At 39.5% G+C, this 19,053-nt stretch carries 17 protein-coding genes; 6 read left to right on the forward strand and 11 right to left on the reverse strand.

From position 1 onward, the window contains the following. Positions 1 to 2: 2 nt before the first annotated feature. The 5 genes from panB to mazG all read right to left on the reverse strand — a co-directional run bounded on the left by panB (position 3) and on the right by mazG (position 4,248). Positions 3 to 812, reverse strand: coding sequence for a 3-methyl-2-oxobutanoate hydroxymethyltransferase (panB, locus tag FW754_RS13205; RefSeq protein WP_409510845.1), 810 nt, complete (start codon positions 810 to 812; stop codon positions 3 to 5). Positions 813 to 860: 48 nt separating this feature from the next. Beyond that, positions 861 to 1,349 carry a 2-amino-4-hydroxy-6-hydroxymethyldihydropteridine diphosphokinase gene (folK, locus tag FW754_RS13210; protein WP_446324888.1) on the reverse strand — a complete coding sequence of 163 codons (489 nt, stop codon included), beginning with the start codon at positions 1,347 to 1,349 and terminating at the stop codon, positions 861 to 863. Continuing rightward, positions 1,346 to 2,857 (reverse strand): polynucleotide adenylyltransferase PcnB, encoded by a 1,512-nt coding sequence (gene pcnB / locus FW754_RS13215; protein WP_409510843.1) that lies wholly within the window; start codon positions 2,855 to 2,857, stop codon positions 1,346 to 1,348. Before pcnB ends, folK begins: the two co-directional genes overlap by 4 nt. A gap of 151 nt (positions 2,858 to 3,008) precedes the next feature. Further along, entirely contained in the window at positions 3,009 to 3,431 is a 423-nt protein-coding gene (locus tag FW754_RS13220; protein WP_446324889.1) for a ComEA family DNA-binding protein, read from the reverse strand. Positions 3,432 to 3,444: 13 nt separating this feature from the next. Next, on the reverse strand, positions 3,445 to 4,248 hold the full coding sequence (gene mazG / locus FW754_RS13225; protein ID WP_409510841.1) for a nucleoside triphosphate pyrophosphohydrolase: 804 nt from the start codon (positions 4,246 to 4,248) through the stop codon (positions 3,445 to 3,447). 140 nt (positions 4,249 to 4,388) lie between these two features. Between mazG and FW754_RS13230 the strand changes: the two genes are divergently transcribed. Continuing rightward, entirely contained in the window at positions 4,389 to 5,165 is a 777-nt protein-coding gene (locus FW754_RS13230) for an SDR family oxidoreductase (RefSeq protein ID WP_409510840.1), read from the forward strand. A gap of 137 nt (positions 5,166 to 5,302) precedes the next feature. Here FW754_RS13230 and FW754_RS13235 read toward each other — a convergent pair whose 3' ends face one another. Genes FW754_RS13235 through cysM form a run of 4 tightly spaced genes read right to left on the reverse strand, consistent with a single transcriptional unit; the run spans position 5,303 to position 10,838 of the window. Further along, positions 5,303 to 7,609 (reverse strand): RelA/SpoT family protein, encoded by a 2,307-nt coding sequence (locus FW754_RS13235; RefSeq protein WP_409510839.1) that lies wholly within the window; start codon positions 7,607 to 7,609, stop codon positions 5,303 to 5,305. Between the two features lie 30 nt (positions 7,610 to 7,639). Then, a complete protein-coding gene (rlmD, locus tag FW754_RS13240; protein ID WP_446324890.1) occupies positions 7,640 to 9,031 on the reverse strand; it encodes a 23S rRNA (uracil(1939)-C(5))-methyltransferase RlmD in 1,392 nt (463 codons plus the stop codon). Between the two features lie 8 nt (positions 9,032 to 9,039). Beyond that, a complete protein-coding gene (locus FW754_RS13245; RefSeq protein WP_409510837.1) occupies positions 9,040 to 9,870 on the reverse strand; it encodes a 3'-5' exonuclease in 831 nt (276 codons plus the stop codon). A 53-nt stretch (positions 9,871 to 9,923) separates the two neighbouring features. Continuing rightward, positions 9,924 to 10,838 (reverse strand): cysteine synthase CysM, encoded by a 915-nt coding sequence (gene cysM, locus FW754_RS13250; protein WP_409510836.1) that lies wholly within the window; start codon positions 10,836 to 10,838, stop codon positions 9,924 to 9,926. A gap of 151 nt (positions 10,839 to 10,989) precedes the next feature. Here cysM and FW754_RS13255 point away from each other — a divergent pair, with 151 nt between their 5' ends. The 5 genes from FW754_RS13255 (at position 10,990) to rsfS (ending at position 17,055) form a co-directional block, all read left to right on the forward strand. Further along, positions 10,990 to 13,794, forward strand: coding sequence for a GacS-like sensor histidine kinase (locus FW754_RS13255; protein ID WP_446324891.1), 2,805 nt, complete (start codon positions 10,990 to 10,992; stop codon positions 13,792 to 13,794). 226 nt (positions 13,795 to 14,020) lie between these two features. Then, positions 14,021 to 14,809 (forward strand): crotonase/enoyl-CoA hydratase family protein, encoded by a 789-nt coding sequence (locus FW754_RS13260; protein ID WP_446324892.1) that lies wholly within the window; start codon positions 14,021 to 14,023, stop codon positions 14,807 to 14,809. Between the two features lie 54 nt (positions 14,810 to 14,863). After that, the gene (locus FW754_RS13265) at positions 14,864 to 15,736 is read left to right on the forward strand and encodes an NAD(P)-dependent oxidoreductase (RefSeq protein ID WP_446324893.1); all 873 of its coding nucleotides are present in this window, start codon (positions 14,864 to 14,866) and stop codon (positions 15,734 to 15,736) included. A gap of 29 nt (positions 15,737 to 15,765) precedes the next feature. After that, positions 15,766 to 16,563: a hydroxypyruvate isomerase family protein gene (locus tag FW754_RS13270; protein ID WP_409510832.1), complete on the forward strand. Its 798-nt coding sequence runs from the start codon at positions 15,766 to 15,768 to the stop codon at positions 16,561 to 16,563. A 90-nt stretch (positions 16,564 to 16,653) separates the two neighbouring features. Continuing rightward, a complete protein-coding gene (gene rsfS, locus FW754_RS13275; protein WP_409510831.1) occupies positions 16,654 to 17,055 on the forward strand; it encodes a ribosome silencing factor in 402 nt (133 codons plus the stop codon). Positions 17,056 to 17,266: 211 nt separating this feature from the next. Here the strand turns inward: rsfS and FW754_RS13280 are convergent, their stop codons facing one another. Beyond that, on the reverse strand, positions 17,267 to 18,718 hold the full coding sequence (locus FW754_RS13280) for an NAD(P)(+) transhydrogenase (Re/Si-specific) subunit beta (protein WP_446324894.1): 1,452 nt from the start codon (positions 18,716 to 18,718) through the stop codon (positions 17,267 to 17,269). Between the two features lie 3 nt (positions 18,719 to 18,721). Further along, positions 18,722 to 19,042, reverse strand: coding sequence for a proton-translocating transhydrogenase family protein (locus FW754_RS13285; RefSeq protein WP_409510829.1), 321 nt, complete (start codon positions 19,040 to 19,042; stop codon positions 18,722 to 18,724). Between the last annotated feature and the right edge of the window lie 11 nt (positions 19,043 to 19,053).

The following is a 19,053-nucleotide window of genomic DNA, read 5'->3' on the forward strand; positions in this document are numbered from 1 at the left end:
GTTTACAGCTCAACCTGAAATATATGTTCTTTTGCAGGGAATGTTTTATCTTGTACTGCAACGTGGTATGCCTTAAATGCATCCATAATTGCCATTTCACCAGACTGCTCTTTCATAAAATTACGCACAAAACGTGCCACACGACCAAAGGTCAATCCAAGCATATCTTGAACGACAAGCACCTGACCGTCTGTTTCAACGCCTGCACCAATACCAATCACAGGAACATTTGGAAATAACGCAGCAATTTCTGAACCCAGTTGTGAAGGCACACATTCAAGCAATAAAATTGCTGCGCCTGCATCTACCACAGCTTTACAATCTGCAATTAATTGATCAGCCGCTTCACGTGTTTTTGCTTGTAACTTATAACCACCAAATACATGTACAGACTGCGGTGTTAAGCCTAAATGTACACAAACTGGCACACCATTACGGGTCAAAACTTGTACTGTTTCAGACAACCATGCACCACCCTCAATTTTAATCATTTGTGCACCCGCCTGCATAACAGTACGAGAGTTCACTAATGCATCATTCAGAGTCGCATAGCTCATAAAAGGCAAATCACACATAATAAATGAATGTTGATTGCCACGACGTACAGCCGCAGTGTGATATGCCATATCGGCTACAGTGACAGGTAAGGTTGAATCATGCCCTTGCACGACCATACCCAACGAGTCACCAATTAAAATACTGTCAATTTCAGCAAGTTCCATTGCTTTTGCCATACTTGCATCATAACAAGTCAGACATGAAAACTTACGCCCTTGCTGCTTAAATTGTCTTAAATCACTTAGACTAATCATGACAATCATCCTCTATCAATGCGTGCTGCTCGGTTATACAACATTTGATTAATGTTGTGCCCAAGACGAACCTTCGAGTACAGTCAGGGTTGACTGCTGTACTAGATCTAGACTATGCAGTGCGATACCATTTATTTGAAGTTCGGCATCTAAATCCAATAAAGGAATCACCACAAAATCACGCTCAAGAATACCAATATGCGGTACCGTGAGCCGATCATTTATAATATTTTTTTCGCCATAAAGCAAAATATCTAAATCGAGTGTACGCTCTCCCCAATGACGTAAACGTACACGCCCAGATTCAAGTTCAAAGCGTTGTAATTCATCAAGTAATAACAATGGCTCAAGATCAGTCACTAAACGAGCAACTGCATTATGATAATTCGGTTGATCTTGTGGTCCCATTGGAGGACTTTGATATAACCTTGAGACACTAACTGTACCGAGCGTCGCTAACTGCGCAACAGCCTCTTTGAGAATTTGAGCAGAATCACCAAGATTACTACCCATACCAATATAAGTGACTATGCTCATTGAGTCGGTCCAAAGACCACCTGTGTTAAATCACGCTGTACCCGTCTACGTTTCATAATCGGATGATCTGCATTGATTTCATTCGGATTACTTTGGACACGTGCATTACTGCCACCACGCGCATCATTACGGCTACGTGAATCATATGTACCACGCTGATCTCGACCATCACGCTCTGAAGAGGTTTTACGTGAGCGACGAGTACGAGCTTCGCTTTCTTTTACTAAGGGTTCAATTTCAGCAGACACTTGCTTTGGTTCTTCAACCACAGCTTCTGTTGTTGCTTTACGACGACTCTTAGCACGTTGACGATTGTATTGACTAATCGCACGTTCTTTTTCATCGGCAGACATATTTTGGTAAGCATCCCACCAAGTACCCATACCTTGAGCTGTTTCATCGCCTGACTTTTCACGCAACAATAGGAAGTCAAAACCTGCACGGAAACGCGCATGATTCGATAATGCCGCAATTTGCTGTGGTTTAGGATTCAACAAACGTGTTTGCATTTCCCAAACTTCACGAATAAATGTTTCAGCAAACCGTGGAATAATCGTACGTGTTGCTTGACGTTTAAGAACATCTAAGCCAGCTTGCGCACGCGCTTCAGCAGGAACCATGCCTTTAGCAAGATGTGCTTCACAACGCTCTAAAAATGGTTTCCACAACAACACCGCATAGAAAAATGCTGGGTTGATGGTTTTACCCATCTGAATACGTTGATCTGTATTTTTAGCCGCGCGTTCCATAAATGTGGTAATGACAGGTGGAATTTCAGCAAACAATTGTTGCCAAATGCCAAATTCAATCAACATAGGCATCACACGATGTAAATGTCCCATGGTGAATAATTTTTGTGACTCATCATATAAACGGTGCGGTGATACATCACGCAGTAGTTCCGTCATTTGTGGAGTAAACACTTTAAGAATGGCAGGATCAATACTGAAATTGAGCTTAGCTGAAAAACGCAAAGTTCGTAGCATACGAACTGGATCTTCTTCAAAACGTAGAGCAGGATCACCAAGAAGGCGTAAAGTTTTTTCTTTTATATCTGTAATCGCGTTACAGAAATCTAGCACTTCGCCTTTACGTGGTTGGTAGTACATCGCATTGATTGAAAAATCTCGGCGTACGAAATCTTCTTCAATTGTACCCCAATTATTATCGCGTAAAATCATACCCGCAGCAGAGGTCACCGCTTTTTTCGGTGGTGCTCGGAAGGTTGCAACTTCAATCAGTTCTCGACCCGAATATACATGAGCCAATTCAAAACGACGACCGATAATTCGACAACGGCGACCAAATACTTCTTTGACCTGATTCGGCGTTGCATTGGTAACGGCATCGAAATCCTTAGGATTTAAACCGAGCATTAAGTCACGCACACCACCGCCGACAATATATGCTTCATAGCCGGCTTTGGTTAAGGAGTCAATAACATCTAAAATTGAAGAAGGTAATTGAGCGGTGGATAATCCACACTTGGACGCATGCAAAGTTTGCAAAAGACGCTGTCTCCCAGGTCAGGACGTAAATATAATCATTATGCCAATCATATCGCTTACACAACCAAAGGGCAATTTATTATCCCCCATTCGATGCGTTAAGTTGATGATTATTTCACATCAAGATAAAAGGTAAATAAACGATTTATTTCTAAACTCGAATGAGATTCTTATTTTTTTCAAATAATTTAGGGCCAATACCTTTCACATTATTCAACTCCTCAATATTTTTAAACTTTCCTTGTTTTACTCGATAATCAATAATGGCTTGTGCTTTTTTTAAACCAATACCATTTAACTGCTGCAATTCATCTACCGTTGCAGTATTTAAATTAATTTTTCCCTGACTGATCGTTGCACCCTGTTTTATCACCGCTACAGGCTGAACAACAGGACGTGATAAATAGTGATTCGGTGAGGTAGGTACTTTTCCTTTTAGTTTTAGTTTTTCATCTTGTGCTTGTTGAGTTTCTTTCCATTTCAAATAGTTATGATCATATTGTTGTGCATGGGTAAAACTAACCATACACAACATAAGCCAACCAAAAGAACGAATAAAAAAGTCTAATTTCATACCGATTTTCCTGCTAAATTGCAGGTTTTACACCTGCCTCAATATTATTTTGATTGTTTTGTAAATGTTGTTTTGCTTCATCCCACAGCGCATCCATTTCCTGAAGATTTAGCTCAGTCAATGTTCTCTGCTGTTTTTTCACTTGTTGCTCAATATAAGCAAAACGTGTTTTAAATTTATAATTGGTGCTTAATAATGCCATCTCACTCGATAGCCCAAGTTTACGACCAACATTAATAAATGAAAATAAACAATCACCAAATTCTGCTAGCATTTCATCGGAATTTTGATCGCTCATAGCTTCTTTAAATTCTGCAATTTCTTCTTCAACTTTGTCAAAGGCATCTTGAACTGTTGCAAAATCAAATCCAATTTCAGCCACATTTTTCTGAATACTCTCCGCTTGTATGATGGCTGAACCATGTTTGACTTGATCCAAACGACTCTGCACTTTACCTTGTTTTTCTTGTTGTTTGATTTCTTTCCACAATACAGACACTTGATCTGCATCTAAATTTTCAAATTTTTCTTTTTGAAATACATGTGGATGTCTACGAATGAGTTTCTGACAAACAGCATTCACAACATCATTAAAATCAAAAGCACCTTGCTCATTATACATTTGCGATTGAAAAACCACTTGTAAAAGTAAATCACCAAGCTCATCACGTACATCATCTGTATGACCTGAACGCACCGCCTCTTCAACCTCATAGGCTTCTTCAATAGCATATTGAGTTAATGACTCTGGCGTTTGTTCTCGATCCCAAGGGCATTCTGCACGTAGTTTTTCCATAATCGCTAGTAACTGTTCCACATCATTCTCCCACAACCAAAGTTTGCTCGTCAGCATAGCAGATCATAAGAGTGACTGAAGTTCCTTGTTATCAACAGGCATTTTATGTACAACTAAAGAAAATAAAATCTTCTCATTTTACAAAACTAAAAGGAATTTCAATGCATCAAAGTATTTTTATTAGTGGTGCTGCTCAAGGCATTGGTGCAGCCATCGCACGCTTGTTTTATCAACAAGGCTATAAAGTCGGAATTTATGATCTAAATGAAGCTTTAGCACAAGAACTTGCAACACAGTTAGGAATTAATGCCAAGGCAGGAAAGCTCGATGTCTGCCAATATGATCAATGGCAAACTGCGCTACAAGAGTTTAGTGAATGGGCTGGGGAGCTCAATATTTTAGTCAATAATGCTGGAATTTTATATTCAGGTGATTTCGTAAAAACCGACATTTCAGCACACCACCGCACCATTGATATTAATGTGAAAGGTGTTCTGAATGGTTGTCACGCAGCCTTACCACTCCTTCGTAAAGCACGGTTTGCACGTGTAATTAACCTTTCCTCTGCGTCTGCAATTTATGGGCAAGCTGACTTAGTATCTTATTCTGCAAGCAAATTTGCCGTACGAGGCATTACCGAAGGTTTAGATGTTGAATGGGAGCAATATGGTATTCGTGTGCTTGATGTGATGCCATTGTTTGTCCAAACTGCAATGATCAAAGATATGGATGCTGCAAGTATTCAAAATATTGGCGTAAGCTTAACACCTCAAAATGTTGCCGATGAAATCCTTACTTTAGTTAAAACTAAAGATTCCATTTTCACCCCAACACATACCCCTATTGGCTTAAAAACTAAAATTATGTATCAACTTTCAAATAAAAGCCCCCAATTTATCAACCGACTGAGTAACATTTTTATTAGTCGTAAATCATAAATATTTTCAAACCACTTATACACATCAATTATCGAAAACAGCGGTATTTACCAACACTATAAGCAGTTCAAATTTTAATTTTTCCTAAAAAAACCTGCATAAAGCAGGTTTTTTTATCACTATCGAATGAAAATGCTTTAGTTTCCTTGTACCAAACGTCTTGCACTAATAATTCCTGGTTGTTGCTCAAGTCGAGCAAGTAAACGGGAAAGTTGTGCTAAACCTTTGACTTCAATCAAGAGTTTCATATTGGCAATACCATCCGATTCTGAAATAGTATTAACTTGACGAATATTGATTTGGTCGGAGAAAATCACCTGAGTCAAATCTTTAAGCAAACCACGGCGATCATATGCATCCACCACAATTTGTACACTTTGACCTCGTGTCGGTTGCATTTCCCAATCAGCTTCTACAGCACGCTCAGGTTCATTCTTGATCATACGCAAATAATCAGAACATTCGACTTTATGAATACTCACACCACGATTGAGTGTGATATATCCTGCAATCGATTCACCATGTACAGGCTGACAACACTGTGCAACATGTAATTCCACATTATCAAGACCATCAATAAGAATGCCATGCGCAGACAATGTATGGCTTGCACGTGGATTTAATGTTGGCTTCAATACAAGTTCAGGTTCATCCTGATCGAGGTGCATATGTCGATTGACTTGATTGATCAATGAATGAAGACCGATATCTCCATTAACCAAAGCAACCAAAATATCCTCACCCGATTTCACATTGAAATAATTGGTATAATCACTTAAATCAATACTTTTCGGGTGAATCGCTAAACGAGATAATTCTTTATTCAGAATTTCACGCCCAACCTCAAGATTTTTACTACGATCTTGCTGCCTAAACCAATGACGTAACTTATCTCGTGCACGTGAAGTCTTAATGTAACCGAGCGAATTTACCAACCAATCACGATTTGGTTCGCGATCTTTTTTAGTTAAAATTTCAACCTGTTCACCTGTTTTTAAGGTGTAGGTTAATGGCACATAACGCTGATTGACACGTGCCGCGTAGCATTTATTACCAACTTCAGTATGCACATGATAAGCAAAATCAAGTACCGTTGAACCTCGCGGTAGCTCTCGAATATCGCCATCACGACTGAACACATAGATTTTTTCAAAACCTTCAAAATCTTGAATTTGTTCAAAATCTTCAGTTTCATCTTCATTCGGATGTGCACTCGTTTCAGTGCGCTCTTGATAATGCTCAAGCACCGCACGCAAAGAATGCAAACGATGGTTAAATGAATAATCGGTATTTTTAGACCCTTCTTTATAGTTAAAGTGTGAACACACACCTAACTCCGCTTCTTCATGCATTTCTACAGTACGAATCTGAATTTCAAGCGATTTGTTTTCAGCAATCACCGCTGTATGCAGTGAGCGATAACCGTTAGCTTTCGGATTGGTAATGTAATCATCAAACTGATGTGGAATGTGTCGCCAAATTTGATGAACAAGACCTAAAGCGTGATAACACTCAGAAACATCATTGACCAATACACGTACTGCACGAATATCATATAACTGATCAAAACTCAGATTTTTACTCTTCATCTTTCGATAAATTGAGTAAATATGTTTTACCCGACCTGAAATTTCAGCATGAATATCATGTTCTGCAAGTTCATTTCTAAGTTTTTCAACGACAAACTGAATATATTGCTCACGCTCTAAACGCTTTTCATTAAGTAGAGATGCAATCTCTTTATAACGCTCAGGTGCCAAATAACGGAAAGCTAAATCTTCGAGCTCCCATTTTAACTGTGCAATGCCTAAACGATGTGCCAATGGCGAATAAATCGTGAGAATTTCTCGTGCAACACGTTCTTGACGTTCTTTAGTTGATGTCGTCAATTCACGCAGTGCAAATGTTCGTTCTGCCAACTTAATGAGAACAACACGGACATCTTCCGTCACCGAAATCAGCATTTTATAAATGCCAGACAAATGCTCTCGTTGATTGTTATTAAAATGATCTTCGAGGCGCTTATTTTTCTCAATTAGTTCAGACAGTTTACCCATCGCCAAAGTACCTTTGACGAGGCTATAAACGCTCTCACCAAATTTTTGACGAATCTCATCGAGTGTAATAATGTCTTCACGAACACTACGATAAAGCAACGCTGCGGATAAAGTATCTTCATCGACATGTAAATGCGCAAGAATGTCTGCCATTCCCAAGCCTGTCGAAAAAGAATTACTTTTATGCCCCGATGCAATATTAAGCTCACGTTGTAAAACCAGCGTTGCAACTTCTGACAGTTGATTAAGCTTGGCACCATCAAGTATACCGCTCACCCGCGCTAACCAAGCATTTAACCCTTGTTGCGCTTCCTCGGCATGTTCTACAGTCGTTTCCTCAGATAACTCGGTGAGTCTTCCAGGTAACTGTTCACGCACTGTGACCATACCACTCTCCTCTGACTGTACTACTCATTTTTAACCGTTTATCTCTTGTTTCTTTTCAAATAAAGCAATGGATTCGACATGCCCTGTGTGGGTAAACATATCCATCACACCTGCTTTTTTTAACTGATAACCGTATTGGGTCAAAATTCCCGCATCCCGAGCTAAAGTAGCTGGATTACATGAAACATAAACGATTCTTTGTGCACCAAATTTAGGAATATACTGCATGACTTCTTCCGCACCTGAACGTGGTGGATCAATCAATAATGCATCAAAACCCTGCTTTGCCCAAGAATGTTGTGAAAAATCCTGCGTTAAATCTTGTGAATAGAATTTAACATTGGCAATCCCATTATTCAGTGCATTTTCTGTACCCCGTTTAACCATTTCAGTACTGCCTTCTACAGCAACAACATGACCTTGTACACCAACGGTACGAGCTAGTGGTAACGAAAAATTTCCTAATCCGCAAAACAAATCAAGAACACTTTCACCTTGTTTTAAATCAAGCAATTCACATGCCATTTTCATCATTTGCACATTGACCGTTGGATTGACTTGCGTAAAATCTGTCGGATGAAAGGCAAACTCAATATCAAATTCATTCAGTTTATAATGTAATTGCTTTGGAGCTTCTGCATCATCAACACGATGAACACTATCAACACCTGCAGGTTGCAAATATAACTGCCACTTCTTCTGTAACGCATATTGTCGCAATAGGTTGACATCATGCTCTTTTAATTTTTCAGTATGACGAATCAATAAGGAAATTTCATCATCACCTTTTGCCAATTCTATATGACCAATTGTCGCTTTGCCTGTTAGACTTTCGAGTAATACCCGAATTTCGGGTAATGCCTCATCTAACTGCTGATCTAAAATTTTACAGGTATAAATATCAATCAACTGATTACTATTGGCTGCACGAAATCCCATCGATAACTTATTATTTTTTAGTAAATAACGCACGCCTATACGAGCTTTATGGCGGTAATCTGTACGCAATGAACGAATTGGTGCTAACCATTCTTGCGGCTCTAAACCAGCAAAATGACTAAAATGTGATTTGAGCACATCCTGTTTTAAACGGATCTGCATATCTTCATGAATGTGTTGCATATTACAACCACCACACTGAGTAAAGTGTGGGCAAATCGGCTCAATACGATCTTGAGATGGCTCACTAATGAGCTTGATTTTATCGGCTTCTTCAAGCTTAGAAACTTGGCGTGTAATTTGTACTTTGACCGTTTCACCTGGTAAGGCATAACGAATAAAGACTTTTTTACCTTGTTTTTCTTTTGGATGGTCTTGCTCCGCACAGTAATGCGCTATTCCTCGACCTTCATGTGAAAGTTTCTCAACTTTAAACGTATATTGTGGAAGTTGAGCAGGACGAGTTCGAGCGTTGTGTTTCAAAGAAATACCTAATCTAATGGAGGAATGACAGATGTAAAATCTTGTGCGGTAAACTCACTGTATTGTGAAGTTTCACGCCATACCTGTAAAAATTCAGCCTGCTGAGGCAGACCCTGTAAATAATGAATCGTGGCTTGAATCCACAATTGATGATCATGCTGTGACAATTGACCTTTCAGTAATGCCCAACGTAAGAAAATCAACCATGTATTGAGTACGTCACCTTCACAATAACTTGTTAAATCAAGCCATTGCTCATTTTTAACATAGGTTGGAATGTGATAACCCACAATGCCACGCTTGCCCGGATAACCGAACAAATGCGCAATATCATCGAGCTTTTGAAAGTTACGACCATTGAACATTGCCATCACGTCCATCAAGTCTACATGACGATGATGATAGCGATTTTGATAGTTATTATAGCGCTTTTGCGTATCAATCTCACCCTGATCGAACAAGGCCGCTGCTGATAAACCATGATACATCGCACGGAATAAAATCACAGGTAAATCAAACTGTGAGCCATTCCAACTGACCAAAGTCGGATGACGTTTATCAAATATTGATAAAAATTTTGTTAAAATTTCTGCTTCAGACCACTGTTCTCGACTAAACGAAAACAATTTCATTGTGCCTTTTTCATCAATCCATAAACCAGAAATACACACAATTTCATGTAAAGGCAGACGTTGAAACTCACTGCCTGATTCTTGACGACGCAGTTTCGTCAATGCACTTTCTAAATCTTGCTCAGGCAAATCTAAGCCATACAAATGCGCCCCCGATTTCAAATCAGTTAACGTTTCAATATCAAATACTAAAACAGGTAGGCGCATGATGATTGCTCAACTTTCAAAATTAAAATGAATCAGTCCTGAACTAAAAACCATTAGTCTTGAACTGAAAATAAACCTGTAGATAAATAACGATCTCCACGATCACAAACAATACACACGATGACTGCATCAGGATTTTCTTCTGCGATTTTCACCGATGCCCAAACAGCACCGCCCGATGAAACACCCGCACTAATCCCTTCTTCTCGTGCCAAGCGACGTGCTGTTTTTTCCGCTTCAATTTGCGGAATATCCATAATCCGATCTACACGTTTTGGTTCAAAAATCGTCGGCAAATATTCTTGTGGCCAACGGCGAATACCTGCAATATTTGAACCTTCTGAAGGTTGTAAACCGACAATTTGAATCTCAGGATTTTGTTCTTTTAAATATTTAGAAATCCCCATAATCGTCCCTGTTGTTCCCATAGAACTGACGAAATGAGTAATTTTACCTTCTGTTTGTTGCCAAATTTCAGGCCCTGTCGTCAAGTAATGTGCTTCAACATTATCAGGATTACCAAATTGATTGAGAACCAAGCCTTGACCTTCGCTTTGCATTTTCAAAGCCATGTCTCGTGCTTGTTCCATATTTTCAGATTCAATCAATTCAGCGCCATATGCACGCATGGCATCTTTACGTTCTTGGCTTGAACCTGCGGGCATAATGAGTTTCATTTTGTAGCCACGCATGGCTGCAACCATTGCAAGTGCAATGCCTGTATTACCACTCGTTGCCTCAATTAAAGTATCACCTGGTTTTATTTGACCACGCTGTTCAGCTTTCATAATCATGTTATATGCTGGACGGTCTTTCACCGAGCCTGCTGGATTATTGCCTTCTAGCTTTGCCAATACTGTTGCCTGCGTATGACTTGGCAAGCGTTGCAAGCGGACTAGAGGGGTTTTCCCTACATAATGGTCAAGTAAAAATTCATCCGCTAAAAAATTAGGTTGTGTATCAGTCATTAGGTGTACCTATATCGAGGTGCGCCTATTGTATGAAAAAATACTTCTGCCTGCACACTTTTTGGCGCAATTTATTCAGACTGATTAAAGCATCAGCATTTTTTATAAAGCATGCTAATATGCCTGACATGGGGAACGTGTGGTTCAATGGATGTCGAATTTCAATAAGAAACTCTTTAAACGCTTAAAACTCAATCATGCTTACGGTCAACTGATTGCGCTCATTTTCGTTCCCATCATGATCATTTCGTGTGTTGGTGCAGCTTTAGTTTTATCAGAAACATCAAATTCTGCGAAAAACCAACAACGCTCAAGTGCAATTGCAATTTTAAGTCGCTATCAATTTACGGCTGTGCAGTTGGCTGATATGGTGGCGAAAAATCCACAAAAAAAAGATGAAGCCGAGCATATTTTACAAAGTTTATTTCATGAACAGTATGTTCGTGGTGCAAGTATTATCAATCAAAAAAATCAACAAATTTTAAATATTGGCTTTCAAGGTCAACGCGATTGGGTTATCCCAAGCAAACAAAATACTTTTTTTGGCCCCATCACTTATAAAAACAATCATGTTTATGGTGCACTTCTTCCGACTAAAGCTGATCAACCTAAATTATGGTTGATGGTTGAACTCGATAACCAACCTTTAGAAATTTCACGCTATCGCGTACTGATTGCGGTAATTACCACAGGCTTATTGACACTTCTTTTATTACTATTGTGTTTGAATTTTTATTCACGGCGTTGGATTGCCCCGATGTACGAAATTCGCATGCAATTACAACGCCTAAATGCTGACACGCTTGATCAGCACATGGTGATTAACAGTACAGGTGAACTGCGTCTATTACAACGAGACATTGCCAATGTGGTCAAACGCCTACATTTCAGTTTCTTAGAACTCAAAGAACACACAGAACAAACTGAAGATGACTTACGAAGAACACTAGATACGCTCGAAGTACAGAATATTACCTACAAACAAGCGCGTGATCAGGCAATTTCATCGAATCAAGCTAAATCAGTTTTTTTAGCCAATATCAGCCATGAATTACGTACACCACTAAACAGTATTGATGGATTTATACATTTATTATTGCGTCAAGACAACTTGAGCAACGATCAAAGTTTATACTTGCAAACTATTCGTAAATCATCGGCTCACTTACTCGCATTAATCAATGATGTCCTTGATTTTTCTAAAATTGATGCAGGAAAACTCGAACTTGAAACTGCACCTTTTGACTTAGAAGAAGCAGTGTTTGATGTGATGGACATGCTTTCACCACTCGCAGCGCAAAAACACATTGATATGGCATTTTACTATGCTGACAACGTGCCTAAGCATGTGATTGGCGATGTTTTACGCGTAAAACAAATATTAACCAATCTCATTTCCAATGCCATTAAATTTACTCCTGATGGTGAAATCATTGTTCGGGTACGTATAGAAGATGATGACATTGGACAATGTTTATTGCATTTCAGTGTTCAAGACAGTGGTATTGGTTTAAGCGGTACAGACCGTAAACGTCTATTTGAGTCATTCTCTCAAGGTGATGCTTCTGTGACTCGTCAGTTTGGCGGTACAGGACTTGGACTCGCAATTTCCAAACAACTTGTACATCTCATGCAAGGACAAATTGGTTTCGAAGATAACCAAGAACGTGCACCGACTGAGAAAGGTTCAACTTTCTGGTTTACAGCCGTACTGAAAACAGATGAAGATTCGATCTTTGAGCATCCAAAATTTACAGACATGCAAGTGGTGTCCTATTTAGCTCATCCTGCAACAGCGAATGTTTTACGTCATTATCTTGAAAATTATGATGTTCAACATACCGAAACTCAGTCTATTTTAGATTTATTCAGTCGCTTAAATAACTTACCTAAAGAATCAGATGATACATGGCTGATTGTCGACCATAGTGGCGATACTGAAGCCTTATTGCGTGAAATTCGTGGCCGTTATCAAGGGCATATTGCAGTCTACGGTTATCAAATGATGCTTGACCCAAGCATGATTGCCAAATTTAATGCACGACCACTGTATCAACCTCTCAGTCGTACTGCACTGATTCAACTACTGAAAAACAAACCCATTTTTGAGCCTGAACAACATAAAGATTTTAAAGGGCGAGATTTACACATTTTGGCAGTAGATGACCATTTACCCAACTTAATTGTACTTGAGGCATTGCTTGGTGAATTGAATGTCAAAACCACCAAAGCACAAAGTGGTCAGGAAGCTTTAAATATCTTACAACTCAATATTGATCAGGGCTTAAAGCCTTTTGACTTGGTCTTTATGGACATTCAAATGCCTGTCATGTCTGGTATTGATACCACACGTGCCATTCGCTCGCTTGAATCCACCCTTGATGGTATGCGCATGCCAATTATTGCTCTCACAGCGCATGCCCTTGCCGATGAAAAACAAAAACTTCTCAAAGTGGGTATGGATGACTATGTCACTAAACCGATTCAAATTGATCAAATTATTCAAATTTTGACCCATTGGACAGCAGATAAGTTTATTAAACCGCTTCAAGTAACAGAAAATACCGTTATCGTTGAAGCATTAGATCACAATATTTTAGATTGGAAACAAAGCCTACAGTTGGCAGCGAACAAAGAAGATTTAGCACAAGATTTACTCAAAATGTTAGTAGATAGCTTCCCAACTGAACTCACTGAAATTGAACAACTCATTGAACTTGAAGATTTCCCTCAACTTGAGCATGTGCTACATCGCCTTTATGGAGCAACACGCTATGTCGGGGTACCAAAACTGCAAAAAACCACAGGTGAATTTGAACAGTTTGTGTCGACCTTACGTAAAGAACGTAAAAAAGCCGATGATGCATTCATTCATCACACCCAACAATGCTTCGATGAACTACAACTTGTCATTCATGAAGTTGAAAGTGCAGCAAAACAAGTTTTGAATTTTTAACATCATGTATAAAAAGAAGTATTCTCGCTCACGACTCCTTTCATGCAATTTAATGCAGGGAAATATTGCGATTTTACTCAAATAGCCTGCTTAAAGTTGAGTGATCAATAAGAATCGTGTTGCTTACATATTTCCGTGACTGTACTGTCATGTAACATCAGAAACAGCATGCTATGCTCAAGTCATAAAATTCTGATTCAGCAAAAACAAACAAGAGTGAAAATGCATGGCTTTATTACGTATTGAAAAAAAAGATGGTATTGCAACTGTCTATTTAAACCGTCCTGAAAAACGCAATGCTATGAGCTTTGCACTGCTCAAAGAACTTGTTTCTACGGCACAAAAAATTAAAAAAGATCGCTCTATTCGCTGCGTCATTTTAACTGGTGAAGCCAATGTATTTAGCGCAGGCATTGACCTTGCAGATTTAAATAGCCCTAAAAATACTGCATTTGCCGCTTGGGAATTGATTAAACCAGGTCAAAGTCTGTTCCAAAAAGCATTTTTAATTTGGCAAGAACTCCCCGTACCTGTAATTGCAGCACTTGAAGGTTTTTGTTTTGGTGCAGGTTTGCAACTCGCTTTAGCTGCGGACATTCGCATTGCACATCCTGAAACACAAATGTCGATTATGGAAAGCCGTTGGGGTTTAGTTCCCGACATGGGTCTAACACGCTCACTCAAAGGCGTGATTGGTTTAGATTTAGCAAAAGAACTGACATTAACGGCACGTATTTTTGATGGTCAATATGCCAAAGACATTGGCTTGGTGACACATCTCAGTAGATCGCCTCTCGAACGAGCACAAAAAATTGCGACTGAAATGTTACAACGCTCACCTGATGCCTTAACCGCAGCAAAACGTGTTTTAGATGCTATGGAACATGCACCAACCAAATCTTTACGTTTAGAAAAAATTTGGCAATTAAAACTACTACTTGGTAAAAATAGCCAAATTGCACGTAAAAAAGATAAGAACCCCGAAGTTCAGTTTTTACCACGTCAATATAAGTAAACTTTAATTTAACTAATTTAAATTGGAATCATAATTTAATTTTTAGGAAAAGTTATGCACTTTGATATTCAAACAAAAATTGCATTTCTAGGCATGGGTTTAATGGGGAGTCGCATGGCAACCCGTCTAATTCAAGCGGGTTTTCATGTTGCAGTCTGGAACCGTACGCCTTCTGCTTGTGAGCAGATTATTGAGATTGGTGGATATCCTTTAGAACTCAGCGATATTGCCGACTATCCTGTGATTTTGACCTGTTTAGCCGATGATTCAGCAGTAAAATCTGTTTATGCTCAAATCGAGCCTTTTTTAAAAACCGATCAAGTAATTGTTGACTTCTCAAGCCTATCTGTTGATCAAACTACACAACTTGCAGATCAAGCACAGAGCAAACGCTGTCATTGGATTGACTCCCCTGTTTCAGGTGGAACGGCAGGCGCTGAAAATGGCACATTGGTAATTTTTGCAGGTGGACAAGAGAATATCATCCAAGATTTAAGCCTAATTTATAATGTACTTTCGCAGCGTGTGACACGTATGGGTGGAACAGGCACAGGACAAGCCACTAAAATCTGCAATCAACTGATTGTCGCTGCAAATAGTACACTCATTGCAGAGGCTGTTGCGCTGGCAGCACAAGCAGGCGTAGACACTACTCTTCTCGCCCCTGCACTTGCAGGTGGTTTTGCAGACTCTAAGCCTTTTCAGATCTTGACACCGCGCATGGCAACGCATACTTTTGAACCTATACAATGGAAAGTTCAAACGCTTTCCAAAGATCTCAACAATGCTTTAACACTTGCTGAAAAATTTAATTTAGATATTCCTGTTGCACGACAAGCATTATCACAATTAAAAAGTCATCAGCAACAAGGTTATGCTGAAGCTGATCTTGCAACGGTGATTTATCAGGTTGAGTCTAAACGTTAAATTTATTTTCATCTGCATGGAGCACACGTATGACAACGCAATTGGCTGTAAATTTATCGATGATTTTCACCGAAGTCCCATTGATTGAACGCTTTGCATTGGCTCATGCACATGGATTTCACACGATTGAAATTCAGTTTCCTTATGAACTTTCGATTGATGAAATTCGCATGCAGATGGAAATATACGATCTTCACATTTGCCTGATCAATGTTCCTGCAGGCGATCTAATGCAAGGTGGTGATGGCTTAGCAGGTATCCCTGGACGTGAAATTGAGTTTCATCAAGCTGTTGAAAAAGCCATAGAATATGCATCTGCACTAAATATTCCACGCGTCAATATTTTGGCAGGAAAACAACCGCATGATGCCGACTTATTACCTTGCTTAAACACCCTAGCAATCAATCTAAAAATGGCATGTCGTATGCTGACAGAGCAGTTGATTCAGCCTGTTTTTGAAATGATTAACGGCACAGATATGCCTCGCTTCCTCATTCAAAATATTGCCCAAGCACAAGAAATACTTGAAGTCGTACAACACCCTATGCTTAAAATGCAATATGACTGTTACCACATGGCAATGATGGGTGAAGATGTCCTAACAGCACTACAAGAAAATATTGATGTGATTGGACATATTCAATTTGCTGACTGTCCAGGACGACATGAGCCTGACACCGCACAAATTGATTTTCCTAATATTTTTAAATGGCTCAGTCAAAGTCACTATAGCGGTTATATTGCAGCAGAATATAAGCCACAATCACATTCAAATCAGTCCTTTGCTTGGAAAGAAAAATATTTCCCGAATCATCAATCTACCTAAGAGTAATTTTTACTCACATACTTGATTTGAAATTTTTCATTAAAGTGGGTATATTAGACAGTGAGTAATTGTCAGGAAAATAGACTTAACATGAATTCTGAACCATCGCCCAGCGCTTCTAATTCTAAAGAGCTCCCTATGAATTTTCAAAATCCAGATGTATTGACATGTCTTAATGTCGTACGTGAAGCGCTGCTGGATGTAAAAGCCAAAGATATCCTTGCTATGGATGTGAGTTCAGTCAGCAATGTATCTGATGCAATCGTAATTGCAAGTGGTACATCAACTCGTCACATTAAAGCCCTTGCAGACAATGTCGCTGAAGAAGCTCGTAAAGCTGGCTTCCGCCCGATTGGTGTTGAAGGTGAACGTGATGCTGAATGGATCCTCGTGGACTTAGGTTTAATTGTTGTGCATGTTATGTTGCCAACAGCACGTAGATTCTATGACTTGGAAAGCCTTTGGCGCGCAACTCCAGAATCTGTTGCATAAGCCTATGGCATAATTAGTACGTGATCTAAACCACGGCTGAGTATCCAAACAAAAGCGACCACATTCGGTCGCTTTTTTTATGCTGATTCAGTCAATTCAATATTTTATAACAGACTTTTGCAAAATTAGACCACAAAAAACCACCCGAAGGTGGTTCATTAATTTCCTTTTTTTTTAAAGGAGGTTTTAGATAGATTTAATCTTAAATGAATTAGTGACCCGTACCATTGATGGCTTTTGTCATATCTTCAACAACTTTCTTCGCATCACCAAAGACCATCATTGTCTTGTCGTTATAGAACAAGTCATTGTCTAGCCCCGCATAACCTGTTGCCATAGAACGCTTAATCACCATGATTGTACGTGCTTTATGCGCTTCAAGAATTGGCATACCGTAGATTGGAGATGTTGGATCATCTTTCGCCGCTGGGTTTACAACATCGTTTGCACCAATTACAAGTACAACATCGGTTGCAGGGAAATCAGAGTTGATTTCATCCATTTCCAAAATATCTTCATAAGGCACATCAGCTTCAGCTAAAAGTACGTTCATGTGACCAGGCATACGACCTGCTACAGGGTGAATCGCAAAGCGAACCGTTACACCTTGTTCTTTTAAAGTGTTGGCAAGTTCTTTTACTGCATTTTGTGCACGACCTTGCGCCATACCATAACCTGGTACAATCACAACACTATCTGCATTTGACATCAAGAAGCCTGCATCATCAGAAGAGCCTGAACGATGATTACGCTGTACTTTATCGCCTGCTTCCGCAACGGGTGCTGCTGCACCCATCGTTCCACCAAACAATACGTTGATGATTGAACGGTTCATTGCTTTACACATGATGTAAGACAGAATTGCACCCGATGAACCAACAAGCGAACCAGCAACGATCAACATGTTGTTTTCAAGTGTAAAACCAATACCTGCCGCAGCCCAACCCGAGAATGAGTTTAGAAGCGATACAACTACAGGCATATCACCACCACCGACTGGTGCAATCCACACCCAACCAAAGACAAGTGCAAGTGCTGTCATTGCCCAGAATGCTTGCATATTACCTGTGGTAAAGAACAAGATACCGCATGCCAACATTGCAAGGAAAATGATTGCTTGTACAGGTTTAACCCATGCACCTGAAATGGTTTTTGCCCATTTTTTCGCAGCCAATTTACCGTAAGCAAAAACAGATGCTGTAAATGTAATTGCACCAACGAAACAACCGACGAACAGTTCAAATAAATGAACACCGCTCATATGTGCATGTTGCACGCCTGCAGCTGTCAATACTGATTCATTTTGAGCAAATAAAGCTGTTAATTGATTGTTATGCAAAATCGCAGCAATCGCAATCAATACCGCAGCCAAACCAACTAAAGAGTGCATCAAAGCAACTGTTTCAGGCATTTGTGTCATTGGAACTGTACGTGCACGAGCAATACCTACAACTGCACCAAGTACCATTGCACCACCAATCATCCACACAACAGGATGGTCAGCAACAAAGAAAGTGGTGATTACAGCTATCGCCATTGCGATCATACCGTAACGGTTACCTTGAATTGCTGTTTTAGGACCCGACAAACCACGTAAGGTTAAAATAAAAAGTACAGCACCAACAAGGTAGAACCAATCTGCATATTCTTTAATGAATTCCATGGATTAGCCCTCTTTCTTTTTTTGTTTTGGCTTAAACATTTCAAGCATGCGCGCAGTCACTGCGAAACCACCAAAAATATTAATACTTGCCAAGAACACTGCAATTGCGCCAAGCACACTAACAACATTGATTGATTGAAATTGCACACTTGCATCAACAATACCCGGAATACCAACCGTTTGAATCATCGCACCAACAACAATAATCGATGACAATGCATTGGTCACTGCCATTAATGGCGTATGCAATGCAGGTGTTACACCCCAAACTACGTAGTAACCAACAAAGATGGCTAAGACGAAAATAGTAATAGTTTCAACCATGATGACTCTCC

The organism is Acinetobacter sp. 1207_04 (genome assembly GCF_052850415.1).

What these genes read in the sequence shown, in the direction of transcription:
- panB (WP_409510845.1), bottom strand. Translation starts at nt 812, where the DNA reads ATGATTAGTCTAAGTGATTTAAGACAATTTAAGCAGCAAGGGCGTAAG.
- folK (WP_446324888.1), bottom strand. Translation starts at nt 1,349, where the DNA reads ATGAGCATAGTCACTTATATTGGTATGGGTAGTAATCTTGGTGATTCT.
- FW754_RS13220 (WP_446324889.1), bottom strand. Translation starts at nt 3,431, where the DNA reads ATGAAATTAGACTTTTTTATTCGTTCTTTTGGTTGGCTTATGTTGTGT.
- FW754_RS13230 (WP_409510840.1), top strand. Translation starts at nt 4,389, where the DNA reads ATGCATCAAAGTATTTTTATTAGTGGTGCTGCTCAAGGCATTGGTGCA.
- FW754_RS13235 (WP_409510839.1), bottom strand. Translation starts at nt 7,609, where the DNA reads ATGGTCACAGTGCGTGAACAGTTACCTGGAAGACTCACCGAGTTATCT.
- FW754_RS13245 (WP_409510837.1), bottom strand. Translation starts at nt 9,870, where the DNA reads ATGCGCCTACCTGTTTTAGTATTTGATATTGAAACGTTAACTGATTTG.
- cysM (WP_409510836.1), bottom strand. Translation starts at nt 10,838, where the DNA reads ATGACTGATACACAACCTAATTTTTTAGCGGATGAATTTTTACTTGAC.
- FW754_RS13255 (WP_446324891.1), top strand. Translation starts at nt 10,990, where the DNA reads ATGTCGAATTTCAATAAGAAACTCTTTAAACGCTTAAAACTCAATCAT.
- FW754_RS13260 (WP_446324892.1), top strand. Translation starts at nt 14,021, where the DNA reads ATGGCTTTATTACGTATTGAAAAAAAAGATGGTATTGCAACTGTCTAT.
- FW754_RS13265 (WP_446324893.1), top strand. Translation starts at nt 14,864, where the DNA reads ATGCACTTTGATATTCAAACAAAAATTGCATTTCTAGGCATGGGTTTA.
- FW754_RS13270 (WP_409510832.1), top strand. Translation starts at nt 15,766, where the DNA reads ATGACAACGCAATTGGCTGTAAATTTATCGATGATTTTCACCGAAGTC.
- rsfS (WP_409510831.1), top strand. Translation starts at nt 16,654, where the DNA reads ATGAATTCTGAACCATCGCCCAGCGCTTCTAATTCTAAAGAGCTCCCT.
- FW754_RS13280 (WP_446324894.1), bottom strand. Translation starts at nt 18,718, where the DNA reads ATGGAATTCATTAAAGAATATGCAGATTGGTTCTACCTTGTTGGTGCT.
- FW754_RS13285 (WP_409510829.1), bottom strand. Translation starts at nt 19,042, where the DNA reads ATGGTTGAAACTATTACTATTTTCGTCTTAGCCATCTTTGTTGGTTAC.